Source organism: Pseudomonas sp. FG29 (assembly GCF_057809355.1).
The window spans coordinates 1-17,276 of record NZ_JBMDJU010000004.1 but is presented as its reverse complement, the minus strand read 5'-3'; the positions used below and the strand labels follow the sequence as shown (position 1 = coordinate 17,276).

Below are 17,276 nucleotides of genomic sequence, written 5' to 3'. Positions count from 1 at the left end.
CAGCGACGCCGTGCATACTGAAACCGACGCCGCCGACGAACACGCCCGCCCCATCCTTTATAGGCGCTCACAGGTGAATTTGCCGAAACGCGACGCCTTAGCAACTGGCCTCTGGCGCCTACCACGGGAAAAGCGGCGCACCGAAGCCCACATGTCTATACGCGACCGGCTTGACGCTTTCGGCAAACCCCCAGTCGTTTTTGCATCGGGTCGCCCTGCCCCCCAGGGATAAGCTCTCCCCCAAAGCGCCACCAATCGACGTGGTGCATCCGCATAGGGGACAAGCCTGATGAGCCCAGCCGAATTGCACGCCGACAGCATCGTCATCGACGGTCTGATCATCGCCAAGTGGAACCGTGAACTGTTCGAAGACATGCGCAAGGGTGGCCTGACCGCTGCCAACTGCACCGTGTCCGTATGGGAAGGTTTCCAGGCCACCGTCAACAGCATCGCTGCCAGCAGCAAGCTGATCCGCGAGAACAGCGACCTGGTGATGCCGGTGCGCACCACCGCCGACATCCGCAAGGCCAAGGAACAGGGCAAGACCGGCATCATCTACGGCTTCCAGAATGCCCATGCGTTCGAAGACCAGATCGGCTACGTCGAAGTGTTCAAGCAGCTCGGCGTGGGCATCGTGCAGATGTGCTACAACACCCAGAACCTGATCGGCACCGGCTGCTACGAGCGTGACGGCGGCCTGTCCGGCTTCGGTCGTGAGATCGTCGCCGAGATGAACCGTGTCGGCATCATGTGCGACCTGTCGCACGTCGGCTCGAAGACCAGCGAGGAAGTCATCCTCGAATCGAAGAAGCCGGTGACCTACTCGCACTGCCTGCCTTCCGGTCTGAAAGAGCACCCGCGCAACAAGTCCGACGAGGAACTGAAGTTCATCGCCGATCACGGCGGTTTCGTCGGCGTGACCATGTTCGCGCCGTTCCTGGCCAAGGGCATCGACTCGACCATCGACGACTACGCCGAAGCCATCGAGTACGTGATGAACATCGTCGGTGAGGACGCCATCGGTATCGGTACCGACTTCACCCAGGGTCACGGCAAGGAATTCTTCGAGTACCTGACCCACGACAAGGGCTACGCCCGTCGCCTGACCAACTTCGGCAAGATCATCAACCCGCTGGGCATCCGTACCGTGGGCGAGTTCCCCAACCTCACCGAAACCCTGCTCAAGCGCGGCCACTCCGAGCGCGTGGTACGCAAGATCATGGGTGAGAACTGGGTACGGGTTCTGGCCGACGTCTGGGGCGAGTAAGCCCTTTCCAATCCAATTCATCTAGGAGCGGCTTCAGCCGCGAGCCGCCCCATGGGGCGGCACACCTGAAGGCTTCGCGGCTGAAGCCGCTCCTACGACACAAACTCAGGAGTTACCCAACATGTCCACCCATGCCCCCGAAATGCCCATCCTGGTCGACGACGAAACCGGCGTTTGGACCACCGACGCCCTGCCGATGCTGTACGTGCCGCGTCACTTCTTCGTCAACAACCACATGGGCATCGAGGAAGTGCTTGGCGCCGAGAAGTACGCCGAGATCCTCTACAAGGCCGGCTACAAGTCCGCCTGGCACTGGTGCGAGAAGGAAGCCGAGTGCCACGGCATCGAAGGTGCAGCGGTATTCGAGCACTACATGAAGCGCCTGTCGCAGCGCGGCTGGGGCCTGTTCGAAACGCAGAAGCTGGATCTGGAAACCGGCTATGCCGAGGTCAAGCTCAAGCATTCGGCCTTCGTCTACGTGTACGGCAAGGTGAACCGCAAGGTCGACTACATGTTCACCGGCTGGTTCTCCGGCGCCATCGACCAGATCCTGGCCGCCAAGGGCAGCCCGATCCGCACCGTGACCGTGCAGGAATACAGCGGTTCCGAAGAAGGCCATGACGACGGCCTGTTCGTCACCCGTCCACTCTGAATCAACCATAAGAAAACGGTGGAAGGGCCGGCGCACGAACCCTCTCGGTCGCGCCGGCAACACCTCCCACTCGCTAGAGCGCCTACCGTGAGGATGCCGTAATGGCCTTCGAAGCAATGTTCCAGCCGATTCAGATCGGCAAGCTGACCATCCGCAACCGCGTGCTCTCCACGGCGCACGCCGAGGTCTACGCCACCGATGGCGGCATGACCACCGAGCGCTATGTGAAGTACTACGAGGAAAAGGCCAAGGGCGGCATCGGCCTGGCCATCTGTGGCGGCTCCTCGGTAGTGGCCATCGACAGCCCGCAGCAATGGTGGAGCTCGGTGAACCTGTCCACCGACCGCATCATTCCGCACTTCCAGAATCTTGCCGACGCCATGCACAAGCACGGCGCCAAGATCATGATCCAGATTACCCACATGGGCCGTCGCTCGCGCTGGGACGGCTTCCACTGGCCGACCCTGATGTCGCCGTCCGGCATCCGTGAACCCGTGCACCGCGCCACCTGCAAGACCATCGAGGTCGAGGAAATCTGGCGGGTGATCGGCAACTACGCGCAAGCGGCGCGTCGTGCCAAGGAAGGTGGCCTCGACGGCGTCGAGCTGTCCGCCGTGCACCAGCACATGATCGACCAGTTCTGGTCGCCGCGCGTCAACAAGCGTACCGACGAATGGGGCGGCACCTTCGAGGGCCGCATGAAGTTCGGCCTGGAAGTGCTCAAGGCCGTGCGCAAGGAAGTCGGTGACGACTTCTGCGTCGGCATGCGCATCTGCGGCGACGAATTCCACCCGGACGGCCTGTCCCATGAGGATATGAAGCAGATCGCCGCCTACTACGACGCCACCGGCATGATCGACTTCATCGGTGTGGTCGGCTCGGGCTGCGACACCCACAACACCCTGGCCAACGTCATTCCGAACATGAGCTACCCGCCGGAGCCCTTCCTGCACCTGGCGGCCGGCATCAAGGAAGTGGTCAAGGTACCGGTGCTGCACGCGCAGAACATCAAGGATCCGAACCAGGCCACGCGCATCCTCGAAGGCGGCTACGTGGACATGGTCGGCATGACCCGCGCGCACATCGCCGACCCGCACCTGATCGCCAAGATCAAGATGGGCCAGATCGACCAGATCAAGCAGTGCGTCGGCGCCAACTACTGCATCGACCGTCAGTACCAGGGTCTGGACGTGCTGTGCATCCAGAACGCCGCGACCTCCCGTGAATACATGGGCGTGCCGCACATCATCGAGAAATCCACCGGGCCGAAGCGCAAGGTGGTGATCGTCGGTGGTGGCCCTGCCGGCATGGAAGCGGCCCGCGTCGCCGCCGAGCGTGGCCACGACGTGACCCTGTTCGAGAAGCAGGATCAACTGGGTGGCCAGATCACCCTGGCAGCCAAGGCCCCGCAGCGTGACCAGATCGCCGGTATCACCCGCTGGTATCAGCTGGAGCTGGCACGCCTGGGCATCGACCTGCGCCTGAGCACTCCGGCCGACGAAGCCACCATCCTCGACCTCAAGCCCGATGTCGTGGTGCTGGCCAACGGCGGTCACTCCTTCCTCGAGCAGAACGAGCACTGGGGCGCCGCCGAAGGCCTGGTGGTGAGCAGCTGGGACGTACTGGCCGGCAAGGTCGCACCGGGCAAGAATGTGCTGGTGTACGACACCATCTGCGAATTCACCGGCATGTCGGTCGCCGACTTCCTCGCCGACAAGGGCGCGCAGGTCGAGATCGTCACCGACGACATCAAGCCGGGCGTGGCCATGGGCGGCACCACCTTCCCCACCTACTACCGCAGCCTGTACCCGAAAGAAGTGATCATGACCGGGGACATGATGCTGGAGAAGGTCTACCGCGAAGGCGACAAGCTGGTGGCCGTGCTCGAGAACGAGTACACCGGCCAGAAGGAAGAGCGAGTGGTCGATCAGGTGGTGGTGGAGAACGGCGTCCGTCCGGACGAAGGCCTCTACTACGCGCTCAAGGACGGTTCGCGCAACAAGGGTCAGATCGATGTCGACGCACTGTTCGCGATCAAGCCGCAACCTTGCCTGAGCGAGACAGGGGGTTACCTGCTGTTCCGCATCGGCGACTGCGTGGCTCAGCGCAACACCCATGCGGCGATCTACGACGCCCTGCGGTTGTGCAAGGACTTCTGATCTGACAACGGTCGACTGATGGCTCCCACGTCGCGGCGTACAACCGCCCGCGTGGGAACCCCCGACTCGTGACGCTCTGCGTCACACGCGCCGGACGCCTAGCGTCCGGCGAATCGTTGCTACGCAGCGCGCGGCAGCGATCAACGGAGACCAACGCTCATGCTGCAAACCATTCTTCCCATTCTGCTCTTCGCTGCCCTGGCACTCGCCGTGCTGGGCGCCTTGAAGCGCTTCCTGATGTGGCGTCGCGGTCGTCCTGCCAAGGTCGACTGGATCGGCGGCCTGCTGAAGATGCCGAGTCGCTATCTGGTGGATCTGCACCACGTGGTCGAGCGCGACAAGTACATGTCCAAGACCCACGTGGCCACCGCCGGTGGTTTCGTGCTGGCGGCCGTGCTGGCCATCGTCGTGCACGGTTTCGGCCTGCATAACCGTATCCTCGGCTTCGCCCTGCTGGCCGCCACGGTGCTGATGTTCGTCGGCGCCCTGTTCGTCGCCAAGCGGCGCCTGGATCCGCCCTCACGCCTGTCGAAAGGCCCGTGGATGCGCCTGCCGAAAAGCTTGCTGATGTTCGCCGCCAGCTTCTTCATCGCCACCTTGCCGGTTGCCGGCATCCTGCCGGAGAACTTCGGTGGCTGGGTGCTGGCCATCATCCTCGCCGTTGGCGTGGCCTGGGGCGTGTCCGAGCTGTTCTTCGGCATGACCTGGGGCGGCCCGATGAAGCACGCCTTCGCCGGTGCCCTGCACCTGGCCTGGCACCGCCGCGCCGAGCGTTTCGGCGGCGGTCGCTCGACCGGCCTGAAAGCTCTCGATCTGGACAACCCGAAAGCGCCGCTGGGTGTTGAAAAGCCCACCGAGTTCACCTGGAACCAGCTGCTCGGCTTCGACGCCTGCGTGCAGTGCGGCAAGTGCGAGGCCATGTGCCCAGCCTTCGCCGCCGGCCAGCCGCTGAACCCGAAGAAACTGATCCAGGACATGGTCATCGGCCTGGCCGGTGGCAATGACGCCAACTTCGCCGGCTCGCCCTACCCCGGCAAGCCACTGGGCGAACACAGCGGCGGCCCGCATCAGCCGATCGTGTCGCTGCAAGGCAAGGCCCTGGTGGATGCCGAGACCCTCTGGTCGTGCACCACCTGCCGTGCCTGCGTCGAGGAATGCCCGATGATGATCGAGCACGTCGATGCCATCGTCGACATGCGCCGTCACCTCACCCTGGAAAAGGGCGCCACGCCGAACAAGGGCGCCGAGGTGCTGGACAACCTGATCGCCACCGACAACCCGGGCGGCTTCAATCCGGGCGGTCGCCTGAACTGGGCCGCCGACCTGAACCTGCCGCTACTGGCGGACAAGAAAGAGACCGACGTGCTGTTCTGGGTCGGTGATGGCGCCTTCGACATGCGCAACCAGCGCACCCTGCGCGCCTTCGTGAAGATCCTCAAGGCTGCCGACGTCGACTTCGCCGTACTCGGCCTGGAAGAACGCGACAGCGGCGACGTGGCTCGCCGCCTGGGTGACGAGGCGACCTTCCAGAACCTGGCCAAGCGCAACATCGCCACCCTGGCCAAGTACCGCTTCAAGCGCATCGTCAGCTGCGATCCGCACAGCTTCCACGTGCTGAAGAACGAATACGGCGCGCTCGGCGGTAACTACCAGGTTCTGCACCACAGCACCTTCATCGACGAGCTGGTGCGCAAGGGCTCGCTGAATCTCGGCCAGAGCAAGGCCGCCAGCGTCACCTACCACGATCCGTGCTACCTCGGCCGCTACAACGGCGAGTACGAAGCGCCCCGCGCGGTGCTCAAGGCCATCGGTATCGAGGTCAAGGAGATGGAACGCTCCGGCTTCCGGTCGCGCTGCTGCGGCGGCGGTGGCGGCGCACCGATCACCGACATCCCCGGCAAGCAACGTATTCCTGATATGCGCATGGTCGACATCAAGGAAACGGGCGCCGAGTTGGTCGCCGTCGGTTGCCCGCAGTGCACCGCGATGCTCGAAGGTGTGGTCGCACCGCGTCCGGAGATCAAGGACATCGCCGAGCTGGTTGCAGAAGTGCTGATCGAAGCCACTGAAGTACCGGCCAAGCGGCCCGCCGCCAAGCGCGAAATGGCAGAGGTGCAGTGATGAAGCGACTGCATACAGCAAAGGACGTAGGGCGGGTGCAACCCGCCAACACCTGTACGGCGGGTTGCACCCGCCCTACGCTCACCCTGGAGGCTGTGCAATGAGCGACATCATCCGCCGCGACCCACGCGCCGAGTGGATCGCCCGCAACCGCCTGCACCCGTTGCATGCGTCGATGCAGAAGGCCGAAACCAGCTGGATGGGGCCCAACGGCATCATCCGGAAGAACCCGCATGCCATCGCCGCCGGGTTCATCGGCCCGGCCGGGCTCAAGCGTATCGACCGCAGCGGCGCCCAACAGGGCACCAGCGGCAAACGCAGCAGCGCCAGTGTCGAGGTGCAACTGCCGCTGCACGTCGTCGAGCAGCCTGCGTTCCACATCTGCGTGGTACCGGACATGGTCGGTGGCCGTCTGTCCAGCCATGACAAGGATCTGCTCGGCCTGGCGCGCAAGCTGGCCGGCGATAGCGGTGCCGTAGTTGCCGTGATCTTCGGTGAAGACAAGGAAAGCGCTTTCGACACGGCCGGCGTCGACCGTCTGCTGCGTATCGTCGGCGATGCCTTCGACGGCTACGCCCCGGAAGCTCGCGTACTCGCACTGAGCGCCGTGGAGAGCCAATTGGCCCCCCGCCATTGGCTGCTACCCGACAGCCGTACCGGTGGTGGCGAACTGGGCCGCCGCCTGGCCGCCAAGCTCGGTGAGCGCCCGGCGACACGCGTCTGGCAAGTCGCTGGCGAACAGGCTACTGGCCGTGCCGGCAGTGGCCAGCAGGATATCCAGCGCGCCCTGCCACGACTGATCCTGGCCGCGGCCGAATGCGCCGAGCCGGTCAGTGACACACGCCATGAAGCACGCAGTCTGGATCTGGGCGAGAAGATCGCTCACAGCCTGCCGCGTATCGAGGATCTCGGCCCGGTGGCCGTGGATCCGGCGCAGATTCCCATGGCCGAAGCCGAGTTCATCCTCTCCGGCGGCAACGGCGTGAAGAACTGGGAGCTGTTCCACCAGGCCGCCGTAGCCCTCGGCGCCACCGAAGGCGCCTCGCGCGTCGCGGTCGACGATGGCTTCATGCCACGTAATCGCCAGGTCGGCGCCACCGGTACCTGGGTCACCGCCCGCGTCTACCTGGCCGTCGGTATTTCCGGTGCCATCCAGCACCTGCAGGGCATCGGCGCCTGCGACAAGGTGGTGGCGGTGAACATGGATCCTGGCTGCGACATGATCAAACGCGCCGACCTTTCGGTGATCGGCGACTCGGCGGCGATCCTTGCCGCACTGATCGAACGCGTTGCTGCCTGGCGCCAGGAAGGAAAACGTGATGCGGCGTAACCCGGATGCCATCCGGGTTCACCACCAGCTTTCCCGGATTGCATCCGGGCTACGGGGACACCATGACTGATCTGAATATCGTCGCTCTGGTCTCGGTCGGCGCCCACCCGACCTCGGGCCGCCCACGCCGCGCCGAGCAGGACGCCCGCGCAGTGGAGCTTGGCCTGCGCCTGGGCGGTCAGAACCTGCAACTGCTGCACGCCGGCGACCCGCAGGCCGAAGCCCTCCGAGGCTATCTGGGCATGGGCCTGGAGCAGCTTGATGTGCTGGAACAACCGGAGGGCGCCGACGCCCTGCCGCTGCTGGTCGATTACCTGCAAGGCAGCCGTACGCAACTGGTGCTGACCGGTAGCCAGGCAGAAACCGGCGAAGGTTCGGGCATGCTGCCCTTCCTGCTGGCCGAGCGCCTGGGCTGGCCGATGGTCGTCGGCCTGGCCGAGGTGGAAAAGGTGGAAAACGGTGTGGCTCAGGTGCTGCAAGCCTTGCCACGCGGTCAGCGCCGTCGTCTCAAGGTGCGCCTGCCGTGCGTCGCCAGTGTCGACAACGCCGCCCCGGTCGCCCGCCAGAGCGCTTTCGGCCCGGCCCGTCGCGGGCAGATCGAAGCGCATGAAGTCACCGTGGTGGATGACACCTTGCTGGCCGAGGCCAGCCTGCAGCCCGCCAAGCCACGCCCCAAGCGCCTCAAGGTGATCAAGGCCAAGACCGGTGCGGAACGGATGAAGGCAGCGACGGCCAAAGCCAGCGGTGGTGGCGGCCAAGTGCTCAAGGATGTCTCGCCACAAGACGGCGCGGAAGCTATCTTCAAGCTACTGATTGAGGAAGGCGTCCTGCGTTGACGCCTCAAGCCGAGGAGCTAAGACCATGATGCATGCCGATCTGATCGACCAGGAAGATTTCCGCGAGCGCCTGGTAGCGCTGGGCCTGAGCATTCCATCGGGCTCCTCGCCCGAGCAGGCCTGCGAGCTGGCCGTCAGCGGCCTCAGCGCCGAGCGCGCAGTAGCCCTGCGCCGCCTGGTGGAAGAGCTACTTGGCGGCAGCGCCACGTTGCTACCAAACGTACGCGAAGCTATCAGCAAGCATCTGCTACCGGCGTTGGTGCCGAAACCGGCTTGATCCGCTTAAGACGTGCCGGGTGAGCCGGGAGCGATCCGCCTCGGCCGACCAAAGGCCTGCAAGGCAGAGCTTGGTGGGCTAAAGCCCACCCTACACCGACTACAAACGCAACGGGGCGCCATTGGCGCCCCGTTTTCATTGCGGCTCGAGTCAGATTCGTACGCTGGCGAAGGTCGACTCGCCCTGGGCACGATTGAGTGCCAACACCGCACTGGAATTGACCTGCTGCTCCGGAATCGGCAGCAACACCACCAGGTTGTTGCCCTGCTGGCCGGCACGTTCATCACGCGGCGGAATACCGAAATACTCGCGGTAGCACTTGGAGAAATGCGGCGTCGAGACGAAGCCACAGACCGAGGCCACTTCGATGATCGACATGCTGGTTTGCTTGAGCAACTGGCGTGCACGAATCAGACGCAGCTTCAGGTAGTAACGCGACGGTGAGCAGTGCAGGTACTTCTGGAACAGGCGTTCGAGCTGGCGACGCGAGATGTCGACGAAGCAGGCCAGTTCGTCGAGATCGATCGGCTCCTCCAGGTTGGCCTCCATCAGCGCGACGATTTCCTGCAGCTTCGGCTGGTTGCTGCCGAGCATGTGCTTGAGCGGTACGCGCTGGTGATCCTGCTCGTTGCGGATGCGCTCGTAGATGAACATCTCGGAGATGCCGGCTGCCAGTTCGCGACCATGCTGCTGGCCAATCAGGTGCAGCATCATGTCCATCGGCGCGGTGCCGCCGGACGACGTGTGGCGATTGCGATCGATGGAGAACAGGCGAGTGGTGATGGCGGCACGTGGGAAAGCTTCCTGCATGGACGCCAGACATTCCCAATGCACACTGCAATCGTAGCCGTCGAGCAGCCCGGCCTTGGCCAGCGCCCAACTGCCGGTGCATACCGCACCGAGCTGGCGGCCTTGGCGCGCTTGCAGTTGCAGCCAGCTGACATGCTCGCGCTTGACGGTGTGCTGAATATCCACGCCACCACAGACGATCACCGCATCCAGTACCGGCGCACTGTGGATACCGGCGTCAGGGGTGATCTGCAGGCCGTCGCTGGCAACCACCGGCTGACCGTCCAGGGTGATGGTATGCCAGCGATACAATTCCTTGCCGGACAACTGGTTGGCCATACGCAGGGGCTCTACCGCCGATGCGAGCGAGATCAGCGTGAAGTTGTCCAACAGCAAGAAGCCGACGGACTGTGGGACACGGTTCTGGGGCTGCGCCCCTTGGCTGAACTGCGACATTGGTGAAGCCCTCACGCTAAGCACGGTATCGATCCGACGGTGAGCGGATCGTGGTTTTGTTATGGCGCTGATTCGAGACCAGCTGGTCACTAAACCCAGGCAAAGCCCATGCCTAAGTTGATCGGCCCTTCAATAAAAAATGACGCACGCGCCATGCGGGCTTTCCAGGCTGCCGTAACACAACTTCGATCCCCCGCAGAGGCCCGGTCTCAAGGGGGTCTGTGCATTTCGGTAGCACTGTTAAAGATAGCGCGTCGTAGCCGTCTGGAAGCAGTAACGGATGGGCGGTAACAGCTGCCATCAAGCCCTGTTCGCCAGCGGATTCGAGCGCACCAAAAGTTGGCGCAAATGACGCTCCTGCCCCAGCTCGGCACAGATAGGTCGCGGCACCGAAAAAATGCTCGGCGTCGTCTCTGCTTCGGGCATTTCAGGGGCTCCGTCGGGTGGCACCAACGGTCATATCAGCGACCCTGAGAACGCAGTTGCCAAGCCGCCCACGAAGTGCCGGTGGCACGCTGTCCGAAAAACAGCCAATCGCGCTCATCGCCACCTCGCCATCCGCTCGATCGGCACAGGATTGGTGGCAAAAGGTCAGTTCTGGATATGCCGAGGTCGCTTTTCCTCAGGGAGGCGGCCCGTCAATTGCTTTGTAGTCCGTGATTCGACCACTCACTTCAGAACAGGCAGGTACGCGCACATGAAAAGGCTCGCTCATTGGCTGCTCGCGTTTGGTTTCCTGTATGGCACCAGCGCACAGGCTACCGAGGCGCAACGTTGCGAGCTGATCACACTGGCCGATGTCGGCTGGACCGACATCACCATGACCACCGCCGTCGCCCGCCTGGTGCTCACCGACCTGGGTTACCGCACCCAGGTGAAGAGGCTGTCGCTACCGGATACCTACCAGTCCCTGGCCGATGGCCAGGTCGATGTCTTCCTCGGCAACTGGATGCCGGCGCAGACACAACTGCTGGATCCGCATCTGAAAACCGGGCGCATCGAGAAGCTGCAGACCAACCTGCCAACCGTGCGCTACACCCTCGCCGTACTGGAGCCGGCTTATAACGCCGGCCTGCATGATTTCGCCGACATCCATCGCTTCAAGGATCAGCTTCGTGGCCAGATATTCGGCATCGAACCGGGTAATGAGGGCAATGGCATGGTCAAGACCATGATCAAGGAGAACGTCTTCGGCCTGGGCGACTTTACCCTCGTTGAAAGCAGCGAGAAGGGCATGCTCAACCATGTCGAGCGCGCCCAGCAGATGGGACGTCCGGCCGTGTTCCTGGGTTGGGAACCGCACCCGATGAACGACAAACTGCGCATGTTCTACCTCTCCGGCGGCGACAAGTATTTCGGCCCCAACTATGGCGCTGCGCAGGTCAACACCGTGGCGCGCGGTGGATTTGCCGAAGAATGCCCGAACGTGGCCCAGCTGTTTCGCAACATGACCTTCACCATCGCCGCCGAAAACCAGCTCATGAGCGGCGTACTCGAAGGCAATACCAACCGTCGACGGGTGGCCAAGCAGTGGATAGAGAACAATCCCGAGCTGGTCAACGGCTGGATTCTGGGCATCAGCAAGCGTCAGCAATGAAAACTCATTAAAATCTTCGAAATAACGGAAAAACCAGACAAATAAGCTGAAAAACAAAGAAAAGTCTTCAGCCTATAACGGCATTCTTCGACAAGGGTGCGCGCGCCCCCAGGTGACGCACAAAAAACCCACACTTCAAAACCGGCAGATGGCGCTTTTGGGCAAAAAATGAACCCTGCCGGCGGTCTCCTGTCAATTTTTTTCAACACAAGCGTAGCCCCCATGAGACGGCGCCTGGAGCGTCATCGAAAGCCGGAGAACCGCGCCGCGCGCGGCTTTCAGACTTGACCTGGGGGTAAAAAGGTCTGTTAAGGTTTTTACGCGTGTACCCAATCACCCCATTCGAAATCTCGTGCAGAGAGGAATTTGGCCTCACTCGGCGACCCGGTGAAAAATTGGTGCATGCAGAGGACAGCGCTATGTCGTCGCCCAACACGTCAGAGTCGTAAACCGATAACTACGCAGACTCCAAGGCTATATCGTTGAGTCAGCCGATGACGTCGCTGCCGACTCCCAGGGGGAGCGGCAGACCGGGGCCCCACAACCCCGGACCGAAGAACAGATAAGCGCTGGCCCACCAACTTTGCGGGCGCCAGCCCAACAAGAAATTTCGGATGTACGCATGTTCCAGGAAGGAACATGAACCTCCAACGGACTGGATTTCGAAACACTGCCAGAGGGTTTGGAAAGCGGTTTGCAGCACGGCAAGGCAATGCTCACTCATTTACAGGATTCAACGGCGCTACGGTCAGCATGCTCGACCGCCAGCGTGTCGACAGCCTGTGCCCGAGTGTCGCCTCCGCCAGCGCAGCGAAACACTTACCTACCTCGACTTTCAGCAAACACCCACACAGGTATCAGAGCCCTGCCGCAGCTGTTCTACGCTTCGCTGATGCGTGCCCAGCCGTGCCCGTGCCGAAAGGATATCGTTTGAAGGGGAAACGTCCCATGCAGTCTGGAAAGATCGTGGTCGAGCACCTGTACAAGGTCTTCGGCTCAAACCCACAAGAAGCCATCGACCTGCTCAAGGAAGGCTGGAGCAAGGAGAAGATCCTTGCCGAGAAAGGTGCAGTGATCGGCGTCAGTGATGTGTCGTTCAGCGTCGAAGAGGGCGAGATCTTCGTTCTCATGGGCCTGTCCGGTTCTGGCAAATCCACCCTTATTCGCCTGATCAATCGCCTGGTCGAGCCCAGCGCTGGCGATGTTTATATCGATGGGCAGAACGTGGCCAAGCTGCCGCAGTCGCAACTGATCGACCTGCGTCGCCGCGACATGAGCATGGTCTTCCAGTCCTTCGCCCTGATGCCCTCGCGCAGCGTGCTGGACAACGCCGCCTTCGGCCTGGAAGTGGCCGGTATCGGCCGCAAGGAACGCGAGCAGCGCGCCATGGAAGTGCTCGAGCAGGTCGGCCTGGCGCCCTTCGCCAGCAAGTACCCGAACGAACTGTCCGGCGGTATGCAGCAGCGCGTCGGCCTGGCCCGAGCCCTGGCGGTCAACCCGTCGATGATCATCATGGACGAGGCGTTCTCCGCCCTCGACCCGCTCAAGCGCCGCGAGATGCAGGACGTGCTGCTGGAGCTACAGAAGACCCATCGCCGCACCATCATCTTCGTCTCCCACGACATCGAAGAAGCCATGCGTATCGGCAGCCGCATCGGCATCATGGAAGGCGGCAAGCTGATCCAGGTCGGCACCCCGCAAGAGTTGATCGAAAGCCCAGCCAACGAGTACGTGCGCAACTTCTTCGACACCGTCGACACCAGCCGTTACCTCACAGCAGGCCAGCTCAAGTCCGACAGCGTGCCGACCTACGTGTACAACGGCAAGGCACCGGATGCCACACGCATCTGCAAGGAGCTGCAGGCGCTGGACAAGCACTACGCCTTCATCGTCGACGAGCACAACAACTTCCAGGGCTCCATCAGCCTGGAGAAGATCGCCCTGATGGTCGATGGCGACGATCCCAAACCACTCGAGGCCAATGCGCTCAAACAGGTCGTCCCGGTTCCGGAAGACATGCCGCTTGAAGACGTCATCAGCCGCCTGGTCGACAACGAAGGGCCAATCCCGGTGGTGGACGCCGAAGGTCACTATTGCGGCGCCATCAGTAAGGGGCGTCTGCTGACCCGCCTGCAGGGAGAATCCTATGAGTGACAAGAAACTCGACCTGGGTAGCTGGGTCAACGACGTCGTTCAGCACCTGCTGGACAACTACAGCGGCTTGTTCGACAACATCGGCAAAGTGGTCAGTGGCTTCTCCGAGGGCATCGAAAGCCTGCTGATGCTGCCGCCGGCCTGGCTGCTCATCGCCATCTTCGTCGGCCTCGGCCTGTGGCGCATCGGCGTGCGCTTCGCGGTCTTCACTGCCGTGGCCTTCATCCTCATCGTCATGACCGGCTTCTGGGAGCAGACCGTGGTCACCCTCGGGCTGACCTTCTCCTCGACGCTGATCAGTCTGCTGCTGGGTATCCCGCTGGGTATCTGGGCGGCGCGCAGCGAACGCGTGGCCACCATCATCCGCCCGATCCTCGACTTCATGCAGACCATGCCGGCGTTCGTTTACCTGATCCCGGCCGCGATGCTGTTCGGCCTGGGCCGCGTGCCCGGCATTATCGCCACGGTGATCTTCGCCATGCCGCCCGCCGTGCGCCTGACCAGCCTGGGCATTCGCCAGGTGAACAAGGAAATCGTCGAGGCCGGTCAGTCCTTCGGCTGCACCAGTTCCCAGCTGTTGTTCAAGGTGCAGTTGCCCAACGCCATGCCGTCGATCATGGCCGGGGTCAACCAGACCATCATGATGGCCCTGTCGATGGTGATCATCGCCTCCATGGTCGGTGCCGGTGGCCTGGGTAACGACGTGCTGGCGAGTATCCAGCGTCTGGATATCGGTCTAGGCTTCGAGAGTGGTATGGCTGTGGTACTGCTGGCCATCATCCTCGACCGCATCACCGAAAGCTTCGGCACCAAGCAGCCCGTCAAGCGTGGCGTGTTCGCCTGGTTCAGCGGCAAGCTGCAGCGCCAATAACCACTTTTTCACTTCACAGGGAACCGCAGATGAAATCGTTCAAGACCACCGCCGTCATCGGCCTGCTGTCGTGCGCAATGATTCAGGGCGCCATGGCCGCGGAGCCAGCGAGCTGCAAGCAAGTGCGTTTCGCCGAAATTGGTTGGGCCGACATCGCCGCCACCACCGGCGTGGCCATGACCCTGACCGAAGGCCTGGGTTATCAGCCACGCAAGATCATGGCCTCGGTACCGATCGCCTTCACCGGCGTGAAGAGTGGCCAGGTCGACGTCTTCCTCGGCTACTGGGCGCCATCGATGGACTCGGTCATCGAGCCCTTCCTCAAGGACAACGGCGTCAAGGTACTGCCCAAGGCCAACCTCGAGGGCGCCAAATATACCCTGGCCGTGCCGACCTACGCGGCCGAGGCCGGGCTGAAGAGCTTCCAGGACATCGCCAAGTTCAAGGATCAGCTGGGCGGCAAGATCTACGGCATCGAGCCGGGTAACGACGGCAACCTGCTGATCGACGGCATGATCAAGAAGAACCAGTTCGACCTCGGCAGCTTCCGCATGGTCGAGTCCAGTGAAGCCGGCATGCTGGTGCAGGTCTCGCGCGCCATCAAGAAGAAGGAGCCGGTGGTGTTCCTCGGCTGGGCGCCGCACCCGATGAACACTCAGTACGACATCACCTACCTCTCCGGTGGTGACGATGTGTTCGGCCCCGACTACGGCGCAGCCAAGGTCTACACCGTGGTACCGCCGGATTACGAAGCACGCTGCGAGAACGTCGGCAAACTGCTGAACAACCTGCAGTTCACCGTCGCTCAGGAAAGCCAGCTGATGGAGAAAGTGCTGGAGAAGGAAAATCCGCAGGACGTCGCCAAGGCCTGGATCAAGGCCAACCCGGGCGTTCTGGATCAGTGGCTGAGCGGTGTGACCACCTTCGATGGTCAGGATGGCGTAGCCGCCGTGAAGAAACACGTCGGGCTGTAACAAGCCGCGACCCGATTCGGGCTCGCTCCTCCTCAGGGGGCGAGCCCGGAAACCTCCTCGCTTAACGCTAGCGGCCCATTTTCGGCCGTGACGGGGGAGACCTTGCCCGCGAACCGGCAATCTGCTGCGCAACACGGTTTCGCAAGGCCCGCAATGAGAACGAGCCAGTCAACGATTTTGCAACTGCCACTCAACTGACGGAGCACAACAAACATGCGCGTACTCAAGCAACTCTGCCTCGGCGCTGCCGCCCTGGCCATCGGCATGGGCAGCACTTTCGCTGCCGACAAACCCACCCTGAAAATCGGCTACGTGAACGGCTGGGATGACAGTGTCGCCGTCACCCATGTCGCCGGTGAAATCCTGCAAAGCAAACTGGGCTACACGGTGGAACTGAAGCCGGTCGAACCCGCCATCATGTGGCAGGGCGTGGCCCGTGGCGACCTCGACGTCACCCTCTCCGCCTGGCTGCCCGCCACCCACGGCGAGTACTACGAGAAGCTCAAGGACAAGGTGGAAGTCCTCGGCACCAACTACGCAGGCGCCAAGATCGGTCTGATCGTGCCGGACTATGTGCAAGCCAAGAGCATCGAAGACCTGGAGAAGTACGCCAAGGACTTCGACGGTAAGATCACCGGTATCGATGCCGGCGCCGGCGTCATGCGCCGCACCGAAGACGCCATCAAGGAATACAACCTCGCCAGCATCAAGCTGATGCCGAGCTCCGGTCCGGCCATGGCAACCGCCCTGACCCGTGCCGAAAAAGGCCAGAAGGCCATCGTGGTCACCGGCTGGATTCCGCACTGGATGTTCGCCAAATGGAAACTGCGCTTCCTGGAAGATCCGAAGAAAGTCTTCGGTGATGACGAGCACGTCGACACCGTGGCCAACCCGGATCTGAAAACCAAGGCTGCCGACGCGGCTGCCTTCCTCAGCAAAATCTCCTGGAGCGGCGAAGAAGTCGGTTCGGTCATGCTGGCCATCCGCGAAGGCGCCAAGCCGGACGAAGCCGCCAAGGCCTGGATCGCCAAGAACCCGGATCGCGTTGCCGAGTGGCTGAAATAAGGTTATCCAACCTCAAGACGAAGCGGGCTGCGGCCCGCTTCGTCGTTTCTGCGGTTCACCCGGCGCGCCCGTTTAATTGATCGGACGATCAAAATCCGCCTAGACTGCGCCCTCCTGTCTCGCCATGGAGAGTGCAATGCCCAAGGTCGGCATGCAGCCCATTCGTCGTTCGCAACTCATCGCTGCCACCCTGGAAGCCGTCGACCAGGTCGGCATGGCCGACGCCAGCATCGCCTATATCGCCCGCCTGGCCGGGGTGTCCAATGGCATCATCAGCCACTACTTCAAGGACAAGAACGGCCTGCTCGAAGCCACCATGCGCCACCTCATGAAGGCACTGCGCGAGGCTGTGGCCGGGCGACGTGAAGCGCTGGCCGATGACAGCCCACAGGCCCACCTGCGCGCGATGATCGACGGTAACTTCGACGACAGCCAGGTCAGCGGCCCGGCGATGAAGACCTGGCTGGCGTTCTGGGCCAGCAGCATGCATCAGCCTGCCCTGCAGCGCCTGCAGCGGGTCAACGATCACCGCCTCTACTCCAACCTCTGCGGCCAGTTCCGCCGCGCCCTGCCGCAGGATCAGGCGCGCCTCGCCGCCCGTGGCCTGGCCTCGCTGATCGATGGACTCTGGCTGCGCGGCGCGCTGTCCGGTGAGGCCTTCGACACCGCACAAGCACGCCGCATCGCCTACGACTATCTCGACCTGCAATTGGCCAAGGCTCGTTAGA

At 62.6% G+C, this 17,276-nt stretch carries 14 protein-coding genes; 13 read left to right on the top strand and 1 reads right to left on the bottom strand.

Annotated features, from left to right (window positions below):
• The first annotated feature begins 289 nt into the window (after positions 1-289).
• The 7 genes from ACODS1_RS06750 (at position 290) to ACODS1_RS06720 (ending at position 8,642) form a co-directional block, all read left to right on the top strand.
• Positions 290-1,267: a dipeptidase gene (locus ACODS1_RS06750; RefSeq protein ID WP_024306596.1), complete on the top strand. Its 978-nt coding sequence runs from the start codon at positions 290-292 to the stop codon at positions 1,265-1,267.
• A 121-nt stretch (positions 1,268-1,388) separates the two neighbouring features.
• Entirely contained in the window at positions 1,389-1,919 is a 531-nt protein-coding gene (locus ACODS1_RS06745) for a DUF5943 domain-containing protein (RefSeq protein ID WP_322979365.1), read from the top strand.
• Positions 1,920-2,020: 101 nt separating this feature from the next.
• Positions 2,021-4,078 carry a dimethylglycine demethylation protein DgcA gene (dgcA, locus tag ACODS1_RS06740; protein ID WP_322979366.1) on the top strand — a complete coding sequence of 686 codons (2,058 nt, stop codon included), beginning with the start codon at positions 2,021-2,023 and terminating at the stop codon, positions 4,076-4,078.
• 159 nt (positions 4,079-4,237) lie between these two features.
• Complete coding sequence (gene dgcB / locus ACODS1_RS06735; protein ID WP_489085023.1) at positions 4,238-6,199, top strand: dimethylglycine demethylation protein DgcB; 1,962 nt, start codon at positions 4,238-4,240, stop codon at positions 6,197-6,199.
• A gap of 100 nt (positions 6,200-6,299) precedes the next feature.
• Positions 6,300-7,529 (top strand): electron transfer flavoprotein subunit alpha, encoded by a 1,230-nt coding sequence (gene etfA, locus ACODS1_RS06730; protein ID WP_322979368.1) that lies wholly within the window; start codon positions 6,300-6,302, stop codon positions 7,527-7,529.
• Positions 7,530-7,591: 62 nt separating this feature from the next.
• Positions 7,592-8,365: an electron transfer flavoprotein subunit beta gene (gene etfB / locus ACODS1_RS06725; protein ID WP_072423760.1), complete on the top strand. Its 774-nt coding sequence runs from the start codon at positions 7,592-7,594 to the stop codon at positions 8,363-8,365.
• 25 nt (positions 8,366-8,390) lie between these two features.
• On the top strand, positions 8,391-8,642 hold the full coding sequence (locus tag ACODS1_RS06720; protein WP_489085022.1) for a hypothetical protein: 252 nt from the start codon (positions 8,391-8,393) through the stop codon (positions 8,640-8,642).
• A 150-nt stretch (positions 8,643-8,792) separates the two neighbouring features.
• Here ACODS1_RS06720 and gbdR read toward each other — a convergent pair whose 3' ends face one another.
• On the bottom strand, positions 8,793-9,887 hold the full coding sequence (gene gbdR / locus ACODS1_RS06715; protein WP_322979370.1) for a choline metabolism transcriptional regulator GbdR: 1,095 nt from the start codon (positions 9,885-9,887) through the stop codon (positions 8,793-8,795).
• A 697-nt stretch (positions 9,888-10,584) separates the two neighbouring features.
• Between gbdR and ACODS1_RS06710 the strand changes: the two genes are divergently transcribed.
• The 6 genes from ACODS1_RS06710 (at position 10,585) to betI (ending at position 17,275) form a co-directional block, all read left to right on the top strand.
• Positions 10,585-11,484: an ABC transporter substrate-binding protein gene (locus ACODS1_RS06710; RefSeq protein ID WP_489085021.1), complete on the top strand. Its 900-nt coding sequence runs from the start codon at positions 10,585-10,587 to the stop codon at positions 11,482-11,484.
• Positions 11,485-12,432: 948 nt separating this feature from the next.
• Complete coding sequence (locus tag ACODS1_RS06705; RefSeq protein WP_322979372.1) at positions 12,433-13,638, top strand: quaternary amine ABC transporter ATP-binding protein; 1,206 nt, start codon at positions 12,433-12,435, stop codon at positions 13,636-13,638.
• On the top strand, positions 13,631-14,509 hold the full coding sequence (locus tag ACODS1_RS06700; RefSeq protein ID WP_322979373.1) for an ABC transporter permease: 879 nt from the start codon (positions 13,631-13,633) through the stop codon (positions 14,507-14,509). The genes ACODS1_RS06705 and ACODS1_RS06700 overlap by 8 nt, the downstream gene beginning before the upstream one ends.
• A 29-nt stretch (positions 14,510-14,538) precedes the next feature.
• Complete coding sequence (locus ACODS1_RS06695; protein WP_489085020.1) at positions 14,539-15,483, top strand: choline ABC transporter substrate-binding protein; 945 nt, start codon at positions 14,539-14,541, stop codon at positions 15,481-15,483.
• A 213-nt stretch (positions 15,484-15,696) separates the two neighbouring features.
• A complete protein-coding gene (locus tag ACODS1_RS06690; protein ID WP_322979375.1) occupies positions 15,697-16,548 on the top strand; it encodes a glycine betaine ABC transporter substrate-binding protein in 852 nt (283 codons plus the stop codon).
• Positions 16,549-16,684: 136 nt separating this feature from the next.
• Complete coding sequence (gene betI, locus ACODS1_RS06685) at positions 16,685-17,275, top strand: transcriptional regulator BetI (protein WP_489085019.1); 591 nt, start codon at positions 16,685-16,687, stop codon at positions 17,273-17,275.
• The last annotated feature ends 1 nt before the right edge of the window (position 17,276 follow it).

Excerpts from the sequence above, each read along its gene's own strand:
- ACODS1_RS06750 (WP_024306596.1), top strand. The coding sequence starts at position 290 with ATGAGCCCAGCCGAATTGCACGCCGACAGCATCGTCATCGACGGTCTG.
- ACODS1_RS06745 (WP_322979365.1), top strand. The coding sequence starts at position 1,389 with ATGTCCACCCATGCCCCCGAAATGCCCATCCTGGTCGACGACGAAACC.
- dgcA (WP_322979366.1), top strand. The coding sequence starts at position 2,021 with ATGGCCTTCGAAGCAATGTTCCAGCCGATTCAGATCGGCAAGCTGACC.
- dgcB (WP_489085023.1), top strand. The coding sequence starts at position 4,238 with ATGCTGCAAACCATTCTTCCCATTCTGCTCTTCGCTGCCCTGGCACTC.
- etfA (WP_322979368.1), top strand. The coding sequence starts at position 6,300 with ATGAGCGACATCATCCGCCGCGACCCACGCGCCGAGTGGATCGCCCGC.
- etfB (WP_072423760.1), top strand. The coding sequence starts at position 7,592 with ATGACTGATCTGAATATCGTCGCTCTGGTCTCGGTCGGCGCCCACCCG.
- ACODS1_RS06720 (WP_489085022.1), top strand. The coding sequence starts at position 8,391 with ATGATGCATGCCGATCTGATCGACCAGGAAGATTTCCGCGAGCGCCTG.
- gbdR (WP_322979370.1), bottom strand. The coding sequence starts at position 9,887 with ATGTCGCAGTTCAGCCAAGGGGCGCAGCCCCAGAACCGTGTCCCACAG.
- ACODS1_RS06710 (WP_489085021.1), top strand. The coding sequence starts at position 10,585 with ATGAAAAGGCTCGCTCATTGGCTGCTCGCGTTTGGTTTCCTGTATGGC.
- ACODS1_RS06705 (WP_322979372.1), top strand. The coding sequence starts at position 12,433 with ATGCAGTCTGGAAAGATCGTGGTCGAGCACCTGTACAAGGTCTTCGGC.
- ACODS1_RS06700 (WP_322979373.1), top strand. The coding sequence starts at position 13,631 with ATGAGTGACAAGAAACTCGACCTGGGTAGCTGGGTCAACGACGTCGTT.
- ACODS1_RS06695 (WP_489085020.1), top strand. The coding sequence starts at position 14,539 with ATGAAATCGTTCAAGACCACCGCCGTCATCGGCCTGCTGTCGTGCGCA.
- ACODS1_RS06690 (WP_322979375.1), top strand. The coding sequence starts at position 15,697 with ATGCGCGTACTCAAGCAACTCTGCCTCGGCGCTGCCGCCCTGGCCATC.
- betI (WP_489085019.1), top strand. The coding sequence starts at position 16,685 with ATGCCCAAGGTCGGCATGCAGCCCATTCGTCGTTCGCAACTCATCGCT.